This is a genomic window from Alishewanella aestuarii B11 (assembly GCF_000280055.1).
Taxonomy (GTDB): Bacteria; Pseudomonadota; Gammaproteobacteria; order Enterobacterales; family Alteromonadaceae; genus Alishewanella; species Alishewanella aestuarii.
In genome coordinates this window covers 153,505-171,822 of record NZ_ALAB01000010.1, presented here as the reverse complement: position 1 = coordinate 171,822, position 18,318 = coordinate 153,505, and the positions used below count along the sequence as shown (strand labels likewise).

General features: G+C 53.0%; 13 protein-coding genes, 3 tRNA genes and 1 other RNA gene. 7 read left to right on the top strand and 10 right to left on the bottom strand.

What is annotated here, in order from left to right:
* Positions 1-17: 17 nt before the first annotated feature.
* The 7 genes from gcvP to AEST_RS05760 form a co-directional block, all read right to left on the bottom strand.
* Positions 18-2,909, bottom strand: a complete 2,892-nt coding sequence (gene gcvP, locus AEST_RS05790) for an aminomethyl-transferring glycine dehydrogenase (RefSeq protein WP_008607701.1) — start codon at positions 2,907-2,909, stop codon at positions 18-20.
* A 79-nt stretch (positions 2,910-2,988) separates the two neighbouring features.
* A complete protein-coding gene (gene gcvH / locus AEST_RS05785; protein WP_008607700.1) occupies positions 2,989-3,378 on the bottom strand; it encodes a glycine cleavage system protein GcvH in 390 nt (129 codons plus the stop codon).
* A gap of 132 nt (positions 3,379-3,510) precedes the next feature.
* Positions 3,511-4,590, bottom strand: a complete 1,080-nt coding sequence (gene gcvT / locus AEST_RS05780) for a glycine cleavage system aminomethyltransferase GcvT (protein WP_008607699.1) — start codon at positions 4,588-4,590, stop codon at positions 3,511-3,513.
* 231 nt (positions 4,591-4,821) lie between these two features.
* The gene (locus tag AEST_RS05775) at positions 4,822-6,021 is read right to left on the bottom strand and encodes an FAD-dependent oxidoreductase (protein ID WP_008607698.1); all 1,200 of its coding nucleotides are present in this window, start codon (positions 6,019-6,021) and stop codon (positions 4,822-4,824) included.
* Positions 6,008-7,216, bottom strand: a complete 1,209-nt coding sequence (ubiH, locus tag AEST_RS05770; protein ID WP_008607697.1) for a 2-octaprenyl-6-methoxyphenyl hydroxylase — start codon at positions 7,214-7,216, stop codon at positions 6,008-6,010. The genes AEST_RS05775 and ubiH overlap by 14 nt, the downstream gene beginning before the upstream one ends.
* 57 nt (positions 7,217-7,273) lie before the next feature.
* On the bottom strand, positions 7,274-8,581 hold the full coding sequence (gene pepP, locus AEST_RS05765; RefSeq protein ID WP_008607696.1) for a Xaa-Pro aminopeptidase: 1,308 nt from the start codon (positions 8,579-8,581) through the stop codon (positions 7,274-7,276).
* A gap of 8 nt (positions 8,582-8,589) precedes the next feature.
* Positions 8,590-9,171, bottom strand: a complete 582-nt coding sequence (locus AEST_RS05760) for a UPF0149 family protein (RefSeq protein WP_008607695.1) — start codon at positions 9,169-9,171, stop codon at positions 8,590-8,592.
* 140 nt (positions 9,172-9,311) lie between these two features.
* Between AEST_RS05760 and ssrS the strand changes: the two genes are divergently transcribed.
* The 4 genes from ssrS (at position 9,312) to serA (ending at position 12,208) form a co-directional block, all read left to right on the top strand.
* Positions 9,312-9,495, top strand: a non-coding RNA gene (ssrS, locus tag AEST_RS16995) — 6S RNA.
* 40 nt (positions 9,496-9,535) lie between these two features.
* The gene (locus AEST_RS05755; protein ID WP_008607694.1) at positions 9,536-10,120 is read left to right on the top strand and encodes a 5-formyltetrahydrofolate cyclo-ligase; all 585 of its coding nucleotides are present in this window, start codon (positions 9,536-9,538) and stop codon (positions 10,118-10,120) included.
* A gap of 99 nt (positions 10,121-10,219) precedes the next feature.
* Complete coding sequence (gene rpiA / locus AEST_RS05750; protein ID WP_039925160.1) at positions 10,220-10,876, top strand: ribose-5-phosphate isomerase RpiA; 657 nt, start codon at positions 10,220-10,222, stop codon at positions 10,874-10,876.
* Positions 10,877-10,981: 105 nt separating this feature from the next.
* Positions 10,982-12,208 carry a phosphoglycerate dehydrogenase gene (serA, locus tag AEST_RS05745; protein WP_008607690.1) on the top strand — a complete coding sequence of 409 codons (1,227 nt, stop codon included), beginning with the start codon at positions 10,982-10,984 and terminating at the stop codon, positions 12,206-12,208.
* A 79-nt stretch (positions 12,209-12,287) separates the two neighbouring features.
* Here the strand turns inward: serA and AEST_RS05740 are convergent, their stop codons facing one another.
* From AEST_RS05740 to gltX, 3 genes are all read right to left on the bottom strand, one after another.
* The gene (locus AEST_RS05740) at positions 12,288-14,294 is read right to left on the bottom strand and encodes a PhoX family protein (RefSeq protein WP_039925159.1); all 2,007 of its coding nucleotides are present in this window, start codon (positions 14,292-14,294) and stop codon (positions 12,288-12,290) included.
* A gap of 114 nt (positions 14,295-14,408) precedes the next feature.
* A complete protein-coding gene (locus AEST_RS05735) occupies positions 14,409-15,200 on the bottom strand; it encodes a DUF481 domain-containing protein (protein ID WP_008607688.1) in 792 nt (263 codons plus the stop codon).
* Positions 15,201-15,317: 117 nt separating this feature from the next.
* Positions 15,318-16,724 (bottom strand): glutamate--tRNA ligase, encoded by a 1,407-nt coding sequence (gltX, locus tag AEST_RS05730; protein WP_008607687.1) that lies wholly within the window; start codon positions 16,722-16,724, stop codon positions 15,318-15,320.
* Positions 16,725-16,922: 198 nt separating this feature from the next.
* Here gltX and AEST_RS05725 point away from each other — a divergent pair.
* The 3 genes from AEST_RS05725 to AEST_RS05715 all read left to right on the top strand — a co-directional run bounded on the left by AEST_RS05725 (position 16,923) and on the right by AEST_RS05715 (position 17,200).
* Positions 16,923-16,998: transfer RNA gene (locus AEST_RS05725), tRNA-Val, on the top strand.
* A gap of 25 nt (positions 16,999-17,023) precedes the next feature.
* A tRNA-Val gene (locus AEST_RS05720) sits at positions 17,024-17,099 on the top strand.
* A 25-nt stretch (positions 17,100-17,124) separates the two neighbouring features.
* A tRNA-Val gene (locus AEST_RS05715) sits at positions 17,125-17,200 on the top strand.
* Positions 17,201-18,318: the final 1,118 nt, after the last annotated feature.

The following is an 18,318-nucleotide window of genomic DNA, read 5'->3' as shown; positions in this document are numbered from 1 at the left end:
CCTGGCGCTTACACTTATTACCGGTAAGCCTCCGGGCTTGGGCATGAACACATCAGGTTGCGGTCGCCGTAGACGTCGTCGATACGGGTAACCGTTGGCCAGAACTTGTTTTCTGCCACAAACTGCGCTGGGAAGGCGGCGTAGGTGCGCTCGTAGGCGCGATCCCAGCTTGGGTCCAGAATATCGGCCATGGTGTGTGGTGCGTAAGCCAGTGGGTTGTTGTCCACTGTCCACTCGCCCGCTTCTACCTTGGCAATTTCCGCACGGATAGTCGTCATCGCTTCGATAAACTTATCCAGCTCGGCTTTGCTTTCTGATTCGGTTGGTTCAATCATTAGCGTGCCGGCGACCGGGAAGCTCATCGTTGGTGAGTGGTAACCAAAGTCCATTAAGCGCTTGGCGATATCCATCTCTGTAATACCGCTGGCTTCTTTTAATGGCCGAATGTCGATAATACATTCGTGCGCCACGCGGCCATGGGTACCGACATACAGCACCGGGAAGTGCGGGTTCAGTTTCTTGGCAACGTAGTTCGCGTTCAGGATCGCGAATTCAGTGGCTTGTTTTAAGCCTTCGCTACCCATCATCGCGATATACATCCAGCTGATTGGCAGAATGCCGGCGCTACCAAAAGGTGCTGCCGATACTGCACCATTGCTGGCGCCGGTGCCGTCGATTTTTACGACCGCATGGTTAGGTAAAAACGGCGCTAAATGGCTCTTCACGCCGATTGGGCCCATACCCGGGCCACCACCGCCGTGCGGGATACAGAAGGTTTTGTGCAGGTTTAAGTGCGATACGTCTGAGCCGATAAAGCCTGGCGAGGTTAAACCCACCTGAGCGTTCATATTGGCGCCGTCCATATACACCTGGCCGCCGTAGGAGTGGATCACTTCGCACAGTTCGGCGATGGTTTCTTCAAATACACCGTGCGTAGACGGGTAAGTCACCATAATGGCCGCTAAGCGATCGCCTACTTCGGCTGCTTTGGCTTTTAAGTCGGCCATATCGATATTGCCTGACTTATCGCAGTCTACCAGCACAACTTCGTAGTTGGTCATGGCCGCAGTAGCCGGGTTAGTACCGTGCGCCGATACCGGAATTAAACAGATATTACGATGGCCTTCGCCACGGCTTTCGTGGTACTTACGAATCGCCACCATACCGGCGTACTCGCCCTGAGCGCCTGAGTTTGGCTGCATCGAGATATTGTCATAGCCCGTGATATTGACAAGCCAGTCGCCCAGCTCGTTGATCATCTGGTAGTAACCTTCGGCCTGATCGCGTGGCACGAATGGGTGCAGAGACGCGAACTCTGGCCAGGTGATCGGGATCATCTCGGCGGTGGCGTTCAGTTTCATCGTGCATGACCCTAACGAAATCATCGAGTGGTTCAGTGCTAAGTCTTTGTTTTCCAGCTTTTTGATATAACGCAGCATCTCAGTTTCGCTGTGATACTGGTTAAATACCGGGTGGCTTAATACGGCAGAGGTGCGTACTAAGTCAGCAGGGATAGAGGTAGAGCCATTAGCCACAATCTGTGCATCTAAGGCGTTTACGTCTACGCCATGGCCGGCACCTAATACGATATCAAACAGCTCGGCAATATCGGCCGCTTGGGTAGCTTCGCTAAAACTTACGGCCAGGCTATCGGCCACGTCCGTACGCAGGTTAACACCGGCTGCTAAAGCGCGGGCGATAACGGCAGCACGATCAGCAACCTTAAAGGTGATGGTATCGAACCAGTGGCTATTCACCAAGGCAACACCTTTGGCTTTTAAGCCAGCAGCAAAAATATCGGCGCTGCGGTGAATGCGCTCGGCGATATCTTTTAAGCCTTGTGGGCCATGGTACACGGCATAGAAGGAGGCGATATTGGCCAGTAATACCTGGGCAGTACAGATGTTGGAGTTAGCTTTTTCGCGGCGGATATGCTGCTCGCGGGTTTGCATTGCCATCCGCAATGCTTGATTGCCACGGCGATCTTTCGACACACCGATAATGCGGCCTGGCATAGAGCGCTTATAGGCATCACGGGTAGCGAAGAAAGCAGCGTGTGGGCCACCAAAGGCCATTGGTACACCAAAGCGCTGCATAGAGCCTAATACCACATCGGCGCCCAGCTCGCCCGGTGCTTTTAACAGCATTAACGCCATTGGGTCTGTTGCTACCGCAACAATGGCTTTTTTCGCCTGTAGCGCAGCAATTAAGGCGCTGTCGTTACGGATATCACCGTTAGTGGTAGGGTACTGTAATAAGGCACCGAATACGTCCTGCTCAGCGGCTTCGCTGGCTTTACCCACTACGATATCAAAACCAAACATTTCGGCGCGGGTTTTTACCACGTCGATGGTTTGTGGGTGCACGTCGTCGGCAATAAAGTACAGGTTAGACTTGCTCTTGGTGACGCGCTTGGCCAGGGCCATGGCTTCGGCAGCGGCGGTTGCTTCGTCCAGCAGCGAGGCGCTGGCCAGTTCCATACCAGTTAAGTCTAAAGATAACTGTTGGAAATTTAACAGCGACTCTAACCGGCCCTGCGCAATTTCCGGCTGGTATGGCGTGTACGCGGTGTACCAGCCCGGGTTTTCCAGCACGTTACGTAAAATCACGTGCGGGGTCAGTGTTGGGTGGTAACCCATACCAATGTAAGACTTATACATTTTATTTTTTGACGCAGCAGCCTTTAAATACGCCAGGGCGTCTACTTCAGTGCGGCTGTCGCCAATGGCCAAAGGTTTTGGCAAGCGAATGCTCTGCGGCACGGTTTGCGCAATCAGCTGCTCGATGCTGTCTACGCCAAGTTCCTGCAGCATAGCAGTAGTTTCGGCAGCATCCGGGCCAATATGGCGCTGGATAAATTCGTCGTGTTTCGCAAGTTGCGTCAGGGTTTTCACAGCGGTATGGGTCATGCTCATTATCCTGGTAGTGCTTTCTAACATAAAGCCCCGTTATCTACGGGGCTTTAGGGTGGCAGGATCTGCCGTAATATTAAGCTTCGTCAATCGCGCTCTGATAACCGGCGGCGTCTAACAGACTGCCAAGCTCGGCTTCGTCTGCGATCTTAATCTTAAACATCCAGCCATCTTCGTATGGGCTGCTGTTTACCAGCTCTGGCGAGTCGCTCAGGGCATCGTTTACCGCCACGATTTCACCTGAAACCGGCGCATAAATATCTGATGCCGCTTTCACTGACTCAGCCACGGCAACATCATCACCTTGCGCTACAGACTCACCAACTTCTGGTAATTCAACGAATACCATATCCCCCAGTAATTCCTGAGCGTGCTCAGTAATACCAACGGTGTAAATGCCATCGCCTTCAGCGCGCAGCCATTCGTGGCTGGATGCGTATTTTAAGTTTGCAGGAATGTTGCTCATTGTAAGTTCCTTAGCTGTGTGTTCTTGCCACCTGCCGCCCTGTTAGCACAGGCACGACCAGGTGAAGCCTCTCTGGTCTTTCCGGCAGCAGGCCGGCATCGTTATTGTATTATTTTTGGCCAGCTATAAAGCTTAGACCAGTTTTTTACCCATGCGCACAAAGGCCGGTTTTACTACTTTTACCGGCACCAGTTTACCGCGAATATCCACTTCTGCGGTATCGCCGGTCGCAGCAGGTACCCGCGCCAGCGCTATGCTAAAGCCCAGCGTCGGCGAGAAAGTACCAGAGGTAATTTCACCTTCACCGGCAGCAGTAATCACTTTCTGGCCATGGCGCAATACCCCTTTTTGCTCCATCACCAAACCCACCAGCTTAGCGGTACCGGCGGCTTTGGCCTGCTCCAGCGCGGTGCGGCCAATAAAGTTACGGTCGCTAGGCTCCCAGGCAATGGTCCAGCCCATATTGGCTGCCAGTGGTGATACGCTTTCGTCCATATCCTGACCGTACAGGTTCATACCGGCTTCTAAGCGCAGAGTGTCGCGGGCGCCTAAACCACAGGGTTTTACGCCGGCATTTAACAGCTGTTGCCAGAAGTCTGCCGCCTGCTCGTTTGGCAGCGCAATTTCATAACCGTCTTCACCGGTATAACCGGTGGTAGCGATAAATAAGTCACCCGCCTGCACACCAAAAAACGGCTTCATACCAGCGACGGCAGCTTGCTGCCCGGCCGTTAATAAGGTTGCCACCTTGGCTTTGGCATTCGGGCCCTGCACGGCAATCATCGCAAATTCCGGACGCTCGGTTACGGTGACATTAAAGGCTTTAGCTTCGGCGTTGATATGGGCTAAGTCTTTTTCGCGGGTGGCAGAGTTCACCACTAAACGGAAGAAATCTTCTTGCAGGAAGTACACGATTAAATCATCAATCACACCGCCGGCGCTGTTTAACATGCCGCTGTACAGGGCTTTGCCGAGGGTGGTGAGTTTGACAACGTCGTTGGCTAATAAATAACGCAGGAAGTTACGGGTATTGGCACCGGTTAAATCAACAATGGTCATATGCGACACATCGAACATGCCGGCATCCTGACGGACGGCGTGGTGTTCTTCAATTTGAGAGCCATAGTTAATTGGCATTTCCCAGCCGAAGAAATCGACCATTTTCGCACCAGCAGCCAGATGACTGGCGTGTAACACGGTTTTTTGAGCCATTATTTTTTCCTGTTTATTATACGGGCCGGCAGCTTAATATTGAGCTTGGCAAATAAACCTTTGTTATCAGCCTATTACGCAATATTGCTACCAGTCTGACTAAAAAATACTGCTCGATTATACCCGATACCCCCGCCAGCAAACAGCCCAATTTGGATTACTTTTTGTAATGCGACAGCCGGGGTTACCAAAAAAACTAAGGCAAATTTATGACAGCAATAATTGCTACAGCTATGGTTTGGCTAAAGCCGGTAAATCACCGCTATTACCCAGCGCCTGTGCCATCAGCTGCTGTTTAACAAAAGGCAGTTTATCGGCCAGCAGCAAACCTGCGCCGCGCAAAAATTTTAATGCCGGCTGCTCATTACTAAAACCACGTTTGAAAGCTTCCATCGCCGCGATCATGCTTTGCGCTTCGGCCTTACGCCAACGCTGATACGCCTGTAACACGCGGGGGGCAAATAGCGGCTTGCCCGCCTGCTGTTGCTTGCCTAACAATTCGGCCAAGGCAGTCACATCCATTAAACCCAGATTCATGCCCTGCCCGGCCAACGGATGAATACTATGCGCCGCATCGGCCACCAGCACCACACGGCCACGTACCCAGTCACTGGCATAACGCATCCGTAGCGGATGCACGCTGCGCGCTGTTGTCAGCGTTAAACAACCCAAGACACTTTGGCTGGCGGCGGTTAGGGCGCGCGTAAAGGCAGCATCATCCAGCGCCATCAGTTCGCTGGCTCGGCTGGTTTCAGCACTCCAGACAATAGAGCAATGCTTAGGATCCGGCAGCGGCAGCAGCGCCAGCGGCCCGGTCGGTAAAAACACCTGCCGCGCCGTCGCCTGATGTGGCTCGTCGCAGTGGATCACCGCCACTATCGCATCCTGCTGATAGTCCCAGTGTGTCAGGGGTAACTGTAGTTGTTGCCGTACATATGAATTCACGCCATCGGCGCCAACCAGTAATTCGCTGAGTAAGATCTCACCGCTGCTCAGTTGCAGCAGCACCTCTCGTTCCGATTGCACTAACTGCTGAATTTGGGCACCAAAATAACAGCGGATCGCCGGCTGTTGCTGTACTTTTTGATACAGCTGCTGGCGAATCGCTTCGTTATCGCAGATCCAGCCTAAATCGGCCGGCTGTGGTGGCTCGGCGGCAAAATGAATGCGGCCAAAGCTGTCGGCATCCCACACCTGCATGTGCTGATACGCAGCAGCCTGCGCGGCTATGCCATCCCACACACCTAAATGGGCCAGCACCCGTTGTGAAGCCGGATTAAGGGCGCTCACCCGCAGATAAGCAGGGGTTACCGGCAGTGGCTCGGCGCCCTTTTCCACCAGCGCCACCTTTAAACCCTGCTCTGCCAATAACAGCGCCAGGGTTAAGCCGGCACTACCGGCGCCAACAATGGTGACATCAAGATTTTGCATAAAGAGTTCCATAACCCATAGTTTGCCGCGCGAGTGGCGTCTTAAGCGGATCGCACAGCAGCATCGCCGTCAGGCCAAGATTACGCGCCAGCGCCACCAGGCGTGAGCGGTTAGAAAAGGTGCGCACTAAGGCGTCGGTCAGCCAAATCACCTGCTGCATATCGGCCTGGCGTTGCTGCTGATAGGCACGCAGCAGCGCATAGCCACCGGCATCGGCTAAACCTTGTTCTGCCAGCAGCTGGCTTAAACAGGCAATATCTCGCAGTGCCAGATTAAAGCCCTGGCCGGCAATAGGGTGCAGGTTATGTAAGCTGTTACCTAACAGTGCGGTGCGGTGATTCACTACCTGCTGGCTTTGCTTTAACACCAGCGGGTAAGCGGCGCGGCTGCCCACTGCCGTAAAGACGCCGGCCCGATAACCAAATGCCTGTTGAATTTGCGCTAGAAATTCGTTGTCACTGAGTGCCAGTAACAGCGGCACCTGCTCCGGCGGCACCGTCCAGACCAGCGAATAGCGGTTTTGGGTCAGCGGTAATAAAGCAATAGGGCCATGCTCGGTAAAGCGCTCGAACGCCTTATACTGATGCGCACTGCTGAGCGCCAGATTGGCGATAATGGCCGCTTGCGGATAAGGCTGCTCCGTTAAACTAAAACCGGCCAGCTGCCGGGTATTGGAAGCACCGCCTTCGGCGATCACCAGTAAGCGGGTACTCACACTCTTGCCGTCATCTAAGGTTAGCTGTTGCCAAGCTTGCTGTTTGTCGATGGCGGCGATGCTGCGCGGCTGTAGCCGGCTTAAATTCGGATGTTCCGCTAACGCCTGATACAGCGCGGCACCAATATGCTCGACTTCGATCACCTGCCCCAGGGCGGGCAAACGGTATTCGTCGGCACTAAGCCAGGTTTTGCCAAAATGGCCACGATCGGACACCGCTATGGTTTTGATTGGGCAGGCCTGCTGGGTCAGTTGTGGCCAGAGTTGCCAGCGTTGTAATAATTCGACACTGGCCGCCGCCAGCGCAATACTGCGGCTATCAAAACTGGCTTTGGATACCGGCGTTTCAGCCTGCTCGATAATGGCAACCTTTAATGCCGGCGCCTGGCGTAATAATGCCAGCGCCAGCATCGAGCCGGCCATGCCACCACCGGCAATCACCAGATCAAAATCGACTGTGGTAGTGCTTGTTACTTGCACGGCTTACCTTATTTGTTGTGTATTTATGCTGTTACTGATTACTGTCAGAGCGTCAGGCTAGCGATTGGCCATCAGGGCTTCTACTTCCGCCAGGGTTTTGACACAGCCAGTAGTCAGGTTGTCATGGCCGTCCGCGGTCACCAGAATATTATCTTCGATCCGGATTGCCAGGCCCCACCATTTTTCGGCGGCCTCGCTACCCGGTGCGATATACAGGCCGGGTTCAATCGTCAGCACCATGCCGGGTTGAAACGGCCGATCGTCACCAGCGACCTTATAGGCGCCGACATCATGTACGTCCAGCCCCAGCCAATGGCCTATACCATGCATAAAATACTGCTTACAGGCTTTACTGGTTATGAGCTCGGTCAAATCGCCGTGCAAAATACCTAATTCCAGCAACCCTTTGGTCAGCACCTGCTCGGCAATGGCATTTAACTGTGCAAAGGTGCAACCGGGTTTAACCGCGGCGATACAGCAAAGCTGGGCGTCTAATACCAGCTGATACAGCGCCGCCTGCTCCGGGGTAAAACGGCCATTTACCGGGAAGGTGCGGCTAATATCAGCGGCATAGCCCTGTAACTCGCAGCCGGCATCAATTAATACCAGCTCGCCGTCAGTCAGCTGGCTGCTATTTTCGGTGTAATGCAAAATACAGCCGTTGTCGCCACTGCCGACTATGGTGTTATAGGCAGCGAAACGGGCACCATGCAGCGCAAATTCATGCAGGATCTCGGCTTCTAACTGATATTCCCAGCCGCCGGCATGGCAAAAGCGCATGGCGCGATGATGGGCCTGAGTGCTGATTTGGCCGGCGCGACGCATTATCGCAATTTCGTCGGCACTTTTTATCAGCCGTTGTTCGCTGCTATAAGGCCTAAGGTCCATCAGCGCCACCGGCGCCTGGTCACCGCGTTTTTCACGCTGTCTGAGCCCCTGCATAATGGTCAGCACTTCCTGCTGCAATGCCGGTTCATCACCTAAATTCAGATACACCGCTTGCATACCATTTAATGCCTGCTGCAAGCTGGCGCTACGTTCACTTAGACTAACCGCATTTAAGCCCAGGGTAGTCAGGGCCGCAGCTGGCCCCAGCCGCCGGCCCTGCCACATTTCGGCAAAAGGGTCTTTGTCACGGCATAGCAACAAGCTGCGACACTCGCCCGCGGCGGTTTTAGTTAAGATCAGTAAGGCATCGGGCTCGTTAAAGCCGGTGTAATACCAAAAGTCACTGTGCTGGCGAAACGGATATTCGGTATCGCGGCTGCGGGTTTGCTCGGCGGCCGCACTCAGTAATACCACAGAGCGCTCTGGCAGTTGCGCCAGCAGTTGCTGACGCCGCTGCTGATAGACTTCGATTTGCATAGCAGACCTTAATGTAAGGTTTTATTTAACGGGCCCTTTACCGCCGGCCGCTGCCCGACTTCGTTGTAGCAACTAAACACCATCAGCCGGATATGCTCCAGTACCAGGAAATAGGCTTCTTCGTTTTCTTCGGCGCTGGCATCGTCTTGCGTACTAAGGTCAACCTTGGTGACTTCGCTGAGCTGATTAATCGCTTCGCGCACTTCTTCGCTTAATAACGATAAATCGGTTTGCTGCACCGAGAAACCGACTAAAAACGCTTGTGCCCACTCCACCATCGCTTCCAGCCGCTCGATCAGTGCATCATCGTCATGCGGCAGCAACAGCGCGAAATCATAGTCGGCAGCACTCAGGCTTTGGGAGGTATTGCTGATCAGCTGCTGCACGTCGGTTTTTAGCGCCTGAGGCAAGGCCTGACCGTCATTTAAAAAGTCGTGCAGCACCGGCAAAAACTCGCTGGCATCGGCTGGCATACCGCCGCAAAGCAGGCCACTGATTAAACCATGCAATTCTGCGGCAGAAGCCATCACATAGGCTGCATCCAGGGCTGCGCTCCAGCGCTCATAGCTTTGTACCAGTGATAATGGCATATCTTGCCCCTCAGTTTCTTTTCTGTGCTTATGCTACCACTGCTCTAGGGCAACGCCAACCTGTGCCTAAACAAGCAGCAGTTAGCCGCTTTTTGCCGGGCTTTGTTCTCAACGGCGTAAAAGCAGTGTTATACTGAGGGCGTTCTCTGGGTTGTTCGTGTTTTGTCGATGTCCCTGAGCCGATAATTGTTTTATTAAGGGATGTTTCTGCGTCGCTTTTGTGCAGGCCCGGCTAGTACCGGGAAGCCTACGGTGGCCATTGGCGTTCCGCCTTGAACCTTGGGTTCAAGGGCTGATACAGGGCACGGCAACTTCGGAGAACACTTCTGCACTTTCTCTTCTTCCTGACAGCAAGGGTTCTGAATTGCTAAATCGGGCACAACTGCGAACTGAAATCCGTAACCGGCGGCAACAGCTGAGCGCTCAGGCGCAGCAGGACGCAGCTATCGGATTAGTGCGGCAACTGCTCCCCTGTGCTGAGGTATTAGCGGCGCAACATATCGCACTCTATCTGAGTAATGACAGCGAGATTGATACCACGCCGCTAATCCAGGCCTTATGGCAGGCCGGCAAAACCCTCTACCTACCTATTTTGCATCCGTTTTGTGCCGGCTATCTGATTTTTCAGCACTATCAGCCAACTACGCCGCTATTACCCAATCGCTTTGGTATTCCAGAGCCGAAACTAAACTGCGCTGAGCTAATACCGGTGCAGCAGTTGGATCTGATTTTTACCCCTTTAGTTGCGTTCGATCATCTCGGGCAACGCCTTGGCATGGGCGGAGGTTTTTATGACCGTACCCTGTCGCAGTTAGCCGCCAATCATCATTGCCGGCTCATCGGTTTGGCGCATGATTGCCAACAAGTGCCGCAGTTACCGATCGAGCCCTGGGATCAACCGCTGCATGCGGTAGCGACCGGCAGCCGGCTGCTGCGTTTTAGCCGCTAGTTTTTGCCGAAAATTATCCGCGCTAACTAACACTGTCTTTTTTTCTGGCAGCCGATATACTATCCATCTTTATGGCTAAACGCATAAAGCGAACCCTCCATGACGCAAGATGAAATGAAACGCAACGCGGCCCGCGCCGCCGTGGCCTATATCGAGCCACAGACCATTGTCGGTGTCGGCACCGGCTCTACCGTAAACCACTTTATTGACGCTCTGGCCGAGATCAAAGATCAAATCGCCGGTGCCGTCTCCAGCTCTGAACAATCTACCGCCCGCTTAAAGGCACTGGGCATTCCGGTGCTGGATTTAAACAGCATCAGCGGCTTTGGCGTCTATGTTGATGGCGCCGACGAAATTAACGCCGCTAAACAAATGATTAAAGGCGGTGGTGCCGCCCTGACCCGCGAAAAAATTGTCGCCGCTGTCGCCAAAACCTTTATCTGTATCGTCGATAGTACCAAGCAGGTTGAGGTATTAGGCAAATTCCCGCTACCGGTTGAAGTGATCCCGATGGCCAGCAGCTATGTTAGCCGTGAGCTGGCAAAACTGGGTGGTAAACCGGTAGTACGCGAAGGCGTGGTCACCGATAACGGTAATCTGATTATTGATGTGCGCGGTTTACATATCAGCGAGCCGTTAGCGCTGGAGCAGCAGATTAATAATATCGTTGGTGTTGTTACCAACGGCATCTTTGCCGCTCGCGCCGCCGATCTGGTCTTGGTGGGCAGCGCTGAGGGTACTCAGGTACTGCGCTAACACTAAACAAAGCTTTTGATAGAACTGTTTTTATAACAATAGCCCCGCTTAAGGGGCAGTGAAGACAACCGGGCAGCATTTATATTAAGCACAAGAGAAGTGACCATGGAAAAATTTTCGCTGGCAAAAGACAAAATTAAGATCCTGCTGCTGGAAGGCCTGCACCAGAGTGCCGTACAAACCTTTAAAGATCACGGCTACAGCAATATCGAGTATCTGAAAACCTCGCTGCCGGAAGACGAGTTGATTGAGCGGATTAAAGATGCCCACTTTATCGGCATTCGCTCACGCACCCAGCTTACCGACAAGGTGTTAGAAGCGGCATCCAAGCTGGTGGCGATCGGCTGCTTCTGTATCGGTACCAATCAGGTGGATCTGGACGCGGCGTTAAGACGCGCCATCCCGGTGTTTAATGCGCCCTTTTCTAATACCCGCTCGGTGGCTGAACTGGTGCTGGGACAAATTATTATGTTACTGCGCGGTATTCCGCAGCGTAATGCCGCGGCTCATCGTGGCGAGTGGTTAAAAACCGCCGATAACTCCTTTGAAGCACGCGGTAAAACGCTCGGCATTATCGGCTATGGCCATATCGGTACCCAACTTGGCATTATGGCTGAGAATATCGGTATGCGGGTGCAGTTTTACGATATTGAAAACAAGCTGGTACTGGGCAATGCGGTACAGGTAGATTTAGGCAGCTTACTGAAAACATCCGATGTGATCAGCCTGCATGTGCCGGAAACACCGCAAACCAAAAATATGATTGGCGAAGCCGAACTGGAGCTGATGAAGCACGGTGCTATCCTGATCAACGCCTCGCGTGGCACTGTGGTTGACATCGATGCCCTGACCAGCGCACTACAGAGCAAAAAGCTGGCCGGCGCCGCCATCGATGTGTTCCCGGTGGAGCCTAAAGGCAACGACGAAGAATTTATCTCGCCACTGCGCCAGTTTGATAATGTGATTTTAACCCCGCATATCGGTGGCTCGACTCAGGAAGCGCAGGAGAATATCGGCTTTGAAGTCGCCGGTAAGTTGGTGAAATACAGTGATAACGGCTCGACCCTGTCGGCGGTGAATTTCCCGGAAGTGTCGCTGCCTGAGCATAAAGGCCGCTCACGCCTGCTGCATATCCACAAAAACCAACCGGGTATGCTGACCAAGATCAACGAGGCCTTTGCCCGGCATAATATCAATATCTCCGGCCAGTACCTGCAAACTGTGCAGGAAATTGGTTATGTGGTGATTGATATTGACTCGGCCGATCACGAACTGGCACTGAATGAGCTAAAAGCCATTCCCGGTACCTTAAGAGCGCGGGTATTACACTAAGGTTTTACTGAGTCATATTAGAAGCAGAACAGGGGGCCAAGGCCCCCTGTGTTATTAGTGCAGTCAATAATCGGGTACCTTAGGTCCCAATCATACCACCGTCATCTTTGGTAATAATCACCGTCGCTGAACGCGGCCGGCTATTGCCACCGTCCGGCCAGTTACTGGTAAAGTTCGTTACGCTGGACCGATCGCCCGGATGCTGGATATTAACAAACATAGTGCGCTGATCCGGCGTCATAATCACCCCTGTCACTTCACAGTCAGTTGGCCCCACCAGGAAACGCTTGATCTGCCGGCTCACCGGATCGGCAACCAGCATCGCATTGTTACCATAAGGGCCGCTGCTTTGCTGAGAGCCACTCATATCCGTTTGGATCCACAGTAAGCCATTATCATCAAACCACAGACCATCCGGGCTGGCGTGGTGGTTATCCGCCGTTAACACCAGGTTGGTCCCCGGCGTAGCGGTGCCAACATCACCGGCCAGCAGGAAGATATCCCAGTTAAACTGGCTTGAGGCCAGGGTACCGCGCTCTTTCCAGCGGATAATATGGCCAGTAGCATTGTTGGCGCGCGGGTTGGCTGCATCAACCTGCGCTGCAGTGCGGTTAGTATTGTTAGTCAGGGTAAAATACACTTCCGAGGTTTCCGGATGCACTGCGCCCCACTCTGGCCGATCCATCTTGGTTGCACCGGCGATATCGGCGGCCAGGCGGGTATTAAGCAGCACATCGGCCTGATCGCTAAAGCTTACGCCGGCCAGAGCGGCCTTGGCAGCAAACTCGGGATTATTAATATCCAGCGCCAGCCAGTCACCAGAGCCATCGGCGTTAAAACGGGCGACATACAGGGTACCGTCATTCAGCAGATGCCCGCCGGCAGTATTACGGAAGTACGGCTGTTTCGACACATACTTGTAAATATATTCATCCCGCGCATCATCGCCGGAATAAGCCACTAACGGCTCACCTTCGGTGACCTTGGCAAAGACGATACCTTCGTGGGCAAAGCGGCCTAGGGCGGTGCGCTTTTGCGGCACACTGTCCGGATTAAAGGGGTCGATTTCAACGATCCAGCCAAAGGTATTGGGTTCGTTGCGGTAATCCTCAGCGGCACTGGCTGCTAATGTCGATGCGTTAAAACGCTGGTAGCGATCCGCAGCTGGCGTAGCCGTTTCCCAGAAATAACGGCCATTACTGCTGCCAACACCATAACGGCGGTGCTCACGCACCTGGGGGCTATCGCTATTCATAAAGTAGCCCGCCCAGTTTTCCTCCGCCGTCAGGTAGGTGCCCCAGGGCGTGTAACCATGAGCACAGTTATTTAAGGTGCCACGGGTGCGGCTGCCATCCGGACTGTATTTGGTCACTACCTTGGCATGGCCCCGAACCGGACCAGCCAGCTCCATGGGCGTTTCACCGGTAATTCGGCGGTTCAAGGGGCTGTTACTGACGACACGCCAGTCACCATTGGCCGCTTTTTCAATATGCACCACACTGACACCGTGCGCCGCCAGCTCTTTGGCCACCTGTTCGGCCGGGCGTGGTAATACCGGTCCTTGCGGATGCAGTACATTGGGCTCTACATATTCATGGTTCATCACCAGTAGGCCTTCGCTGGAGCTATTACCCCCGCTGCGCACATCAATCGGGAAAAAATGCATGCCATCATGGTTCATGCCCATTTGCATCGCCTGCTCGGCGGCCGTGTTGCTGGCATCCGCCAGAAAGGCCGGATAGGTGCCGGTGATAGGAGTACCCCAGGCCAGAAAAGGTTTAGCGCTATAGCCCGCCGGTACGGTAATGCCATCAAGGCGGTTAGCCGCAATAGCAGCAAAACCCAAAAAAGCCGGTGCCGGGATCACACTAACCGGTGGCAAAGGCTCAGCGGTATCGCTGCTATTACAGCCGGTTAAGCCAACGCCCATAATACCGGACACGGCTGCTGCCAAACTGCCTTTTAAAAAGCTGCGCCGCGCCATCCGTTGCTCTAATACCTCGCCAAAGCTCGGATTAGCAGACGTATTAGAGATGGGCTCCAGGCCGGAGTTGTCTATTTGAACAGGGAGAGTAGATAGTGTCATGGTCAGGGTTCCTGCGTGATTTATTATATTGGCGCAGAAATTGGAACATGACCATGTGAAAGCCAAATGACACCCAGGTGGCTTTTTTGTTAAATATTAATTACAAACAACTGCTTAGAATTGATACACCAGCGACGCCGAGGTTTCGGTGTCAGTAGTTTGCAAATTGCCCTCAGGCCGCGAGTTGTGGCTAACCGAGAAACTTAAACGCATTGCCAGCCGGCCATTAATTTGCGCGGTTAAAGCGCTGCGGCTGGTATAAGCCGAGTTTTCGCCATCGACCGACACATTGCCTTCGAACGTTTGACGGAAACGGCTGCCTTTGTAAATTTCCTGCTCAAAGTTGAGTGCCAAAAACCAGATCAAACCCTTAGAAGTGCTGCCGGAAGCGCCCTCGCGATACGCAAAACCCGGGCCGGTTTCCAGATCCAGATAATTGGCCTGCTTTTGATACACCCGGTTGGCATAACCTGTTGCCAGCGAGCCGACCTGCCGGAATGAACCAAACATATCGTAAGCATAGGCACCGCGGCCAAAAAACGAGGTCGAACCGCTTAAAAACTTGTAGTTACTCTGGCCTGATAACGCATAGCGCTTTACTGTGGCTTCGGTGCGCACTTCACCGGTTTCACTGTTGGTAAACTGATTCTTTTGGATCCGGCCCTGCACGTTATAGCGGTTCCGGAAAAAATCATTTTCATGCACCAGTTCAGTGTTAACCCGCCAGCCGCGCGCATCGGTGTTGCCATCGATAAACAAAAAACCCAGCTCAATATCGCCGGTAAGGGTGCCCAGTAACCCCAGGTTCTGTAATTCAGGCACCAGAGGCTCAGCTTCTTCCGGCGCTTCATTGGCACTGACGTGAAACGCCAGCAAGGCTACGACTAACAATAAAAAAACAGGCATGTTTAATCTAATATTCAGTTTTTTTTAATCTACAAGCTAAGCGAACTAAAAACGCCTGAACTCGCAGGCGTTATCACATCTTCAGGTAACAGCTCAGGCCAGGCCTGAGCTATGGCATCAGACAGCGTGCTGCTTAATAAAGCTCAGCGCCTGCTCAATGCGGGCCAGGCTGCGCGCCTGACCAATCAGTTGTAACGTCAGATCCAGCGCCGGTGAATTACCGCCACCGGTTACTGCCACCCGTAGCGGCATCCCCACCTTACCCATACCCAGTGCCAGTTCGGCAGCGGTATCAGTAATTTGCTGATGGATCAGCGCTGGCTGCCAATCGGTCAACTTAGCCAGTTTGGCATGTAACAATGCCAAAGGTTCCGCCGCTGCCGCAGTTAAATGTTTCTTGGCGGCTGCTTCGTCAAAGCTGCTAAAGTCTTCATAGAAATAGCGGCTGACTTCCACCATTTCTTTTAAGGTTTTAACCCGCTCGGCCTGCACCTGCACCAGCTGCGCTAAACTTGGCCCGGTGCTGATATCCAGTTTTTGCTCGGCAACATGCCAGGCTAAATGGCTGGCGACCTCTTCTGCCGGCAGGGTCTTCATATAGTGTTGATTTAACCAGATCAGCTTGTCGGTATTAAAGGCCGATGGGGCACGATTACAAGCTGACAGGTCGAACAGCTGTACCAGCTCGTCCAGACTAAAAATTTCCTGATCGCCATGCGACCAACCCAGACGAACTAAATAGTTGATCAGTGCCTGCGGTAAAAAGCCGTTATCGCGATACTGCATAACGCCGACCGCGCCGTGACGCTTTGATAACCGCTTGCCATCGTCGCCCAGAATCATCGGTACATGCGCGTATTTTGGGATCTCAGCGCCCAGCGCCGCCAGAATATTCATCTGCCGCGGGGTGTTATTAACATGGTCGTCACCCCGGATCACATGGGTAATGCCCATTTTCCAGTCATCAACCACCACGGTCAGGTTATAGGTTGGGGTGCCGTCACTGCGGGCAATTACCAGATCGTCCAGCTCAGCATTGGCAATTTCAATGCGGCCTTTAATCATATCGTCAATCACGACCACGCCATCCAGCGGGTTTTTAAAGCGAATGACATAAGGCTTATCGGCCGGATGATCAGTGCGATCGCGCCACATACCGTTATATTTTGGCTTTTCACCGGCGGCCATTTGCGCTTCGCGCATCGCGTCCAGCTCCTCTACCGTGCAGAAGCACTTGTAGGCTTTGCCTTCTGCTAACAGCTGCGCCACCACTTCTTTATACAGGTCAAAGCGTTTGGTTTGATAGTACGGGCCTTCGTCGTGCTCCAGTCCCAGCCACTGCATACCTTCTAAAATGGCGTCTACCGATTCCTGGGTTGAGCGCTCCAGATCGGTATCTTCGATACGCAGAATAAATTTACCGCCATTTTTTCTGGCATACAGCCAGCTGTATAAAGCAGTACGGGCGCCACCTACGTGTAAGTAGCCGGTTGGGCTGGGTGCAAAACGGGTCACTAATGACATAATCTTTCCAATTCAGACAGGCAAAAAGCTAAGAGGCCGGTATTGTAACAATCCACGCCGGCGGATGCACCCGAGGTGTAGTGGCAAAAGCTGGTTTTTTTCACTATGCTGTTTACTTTTGCGGCATACAGCGTGCTTTGCCCGAAAATAAAGTTGACAGCTAAATCACGCTCCCTATAATGTGCGCCATCGCAGCGTGGATTGTTAGCTCAGCTGGGAGAGCACCGCCCTTACAAGGCGGGGGTCACTGGTTCGAACCCAGTACAATCCACCAATATTCTACACAGCGATACTCCCATGGATTGTTAGCTCAGCTGGGAGAGCACCGCCCTTACAAGGCGGGGGTCACTGGTTCGAACCCAGTACAATCCACCAAAGCTCCTATTTACGATACTCCCATGGATTGTTAGCTCAGCTGGGAGAGCACCGCCCTTACAAGGCGGGGGTCACTGGTTCGAACCCAGTACAATCCACCAAGTTCCCCCAATTGTTACAATACCGGCCTCTTGGCTTTTTGCCTGTCTGAAATACTTGAGTCGCTCACATCTGCTCAATTGATTTTCTGCCGAAACACAATCGCCGGATGCTCAAATCCCGACACTTAGCGTCCAGACCAGCGTAGCGCCCTTAGCTGGGTAGTAATTTTCTCCACCGGCTTCAAGGATCACATCCCTGTGCCCTTTCAGCCTCCGCAGCATCCCTGCTGCTGTTACGAAAATTCTACCGCAGCTAAGGGCTTAAATAGTATCTGATAGGCATCACGACAATATACTTTTGGCGGCACGATCGTGAACGAGGCGGTAAATGCAGAGTACACTTTTCTGGGGACGTCTTTCGCATGGATGCGAAAGGGGAGCCCCCAGGGATGGGTTCACGGTGTGCCCCAGGAAAGTTGTACGGCGCGTTTAGCCGACGGATGCACCGAGATAGAACCTGCGTAACGATGAGCACCAGTAGCGTTGAGATTGGGGCAGCGCCCTTAGCTGGGTAGTAATTTTCTCCACCGGCTTCAAGGATCACATCCCTGTGCCCTTTCAGCCTCCGCAGCATCCCTGCTGCTGTTACGAAAATTCTACCGCAGCTAAGGGCTTAAATAGTATCTGATAGGCATCACGAAAAATATCATAGAGAACAGCAGATATAAGACGAGGTGGTAAGCATTCCGTGCACTTTGTAAGGGAATGTATTTTTCAGGGATGAAAAATGACACAAATTTGCCGGGAGCAAATTTGAACAGCTTTAGCTGGCCCGTAGGGCAAACTTCAGGATGAAGTTTGTAACCGTACAGGGATGTATTCACAGCGTGTCCCGTCAAAGTTGTACGGAATGATTACCGCCGGATGCACTGCCTTAGACTCTACAGCGTCAAGACCAGCGCAGCGCCCTTAGCTGGGTAGCAATTTTCTCCACCGGCTTCAAGGATCACATCCTTGTGCCCTTTCAGCCTCCGCAGCATCCCTGCTGCTGTTACGAAAATTCTACCGCAGCTAAGAGCTTAACTAATATCGGTGAGGCATCACGGAAAATATCCTTCTGGCCGCAAGATCTTGAACAAAGTGGTAAATGCAGAGTACCGATTTAGTGCGCAATCGCC

Excerpts from the sequence above, each read along its gene's own strand:
- gcvP (WP_008607701.1), bottom strand. The coding sequence starts at position 2,909 with ATGACCCATACCGCTGTGAAAACCCTGACGCAACTTGCGAAACACGAC.
- gcvH (WP_008607700.1), bottom strand. The coding sequence starts at position 3,378 with ATGAGCAACATTCCTGCAAACTTAAAATACGCATCCAGCCACGAATGG.
- gcvT (WP_008607699.1), bottom strand. The coding sequence starts at position 4,590 with ATGGCTCAAAAAACCGTGTTACACGCCAGTCATCTGGCTGCTGGTGCG.
- AEST_RS05775 (WP_008607698.1), bottom strand. The coding sequence starts at position 6,021 with ATGCAAAATCTTGATGTCACCATTGTTGGCGCCGGTAGTGCCGGCTTA.
- pepP (WP_008607696.1), bottom strand. The coding sequence starts at position 8,581 with ATGCAAATCGAAGTCTATCAGCAGCGGCGTCAGCAACTGCTGGCGCAA.
- AEST_RS05760 (WP_008607695.1), bottom strand. The coding sequence starts at position 9,171 with ATGCCATTATCACTGGTACAAAGCTATGAGCGCTGGAGCGCAGCCCTG.
- rpiA (WP_039925160.1), top strand. The coding sequence starts at position 10,220 with ATGACGCAAGATGAAATGAAACGCAACGCGGCCCGCGCCGCCGTGGCC.
- serA (WP_008607690.1), top strand. The coding sequence starts at position 10,982 with ATGGAAAAATTTTCGCTGGCAAAAGACAAAATTAAGATCCTGCTGCTG.
- AEST_RS05740 (WP_039925159.1), bottom strand. The coding sequence starts at position 14,294 with ATGACACTATCTACTCTCCCTGTTCAAATAGACAACTCCGGCCTGGAG.
- AEST_RS05735 (WP_008607688.1), bottom strand. The coding sequence starts at position 15,200 with ATGCCTGTTTTTTTATTGTTAGTCGTAGCCTTGCTGGCGTTTCACGTC.
- gltX (WP_008607687.1), bottom strand. The coding sequence starts at position 16,724 with ATGTCATTAGTGACCCGTTTTGCACCCAGCCCAACCGGCTACTTACAC.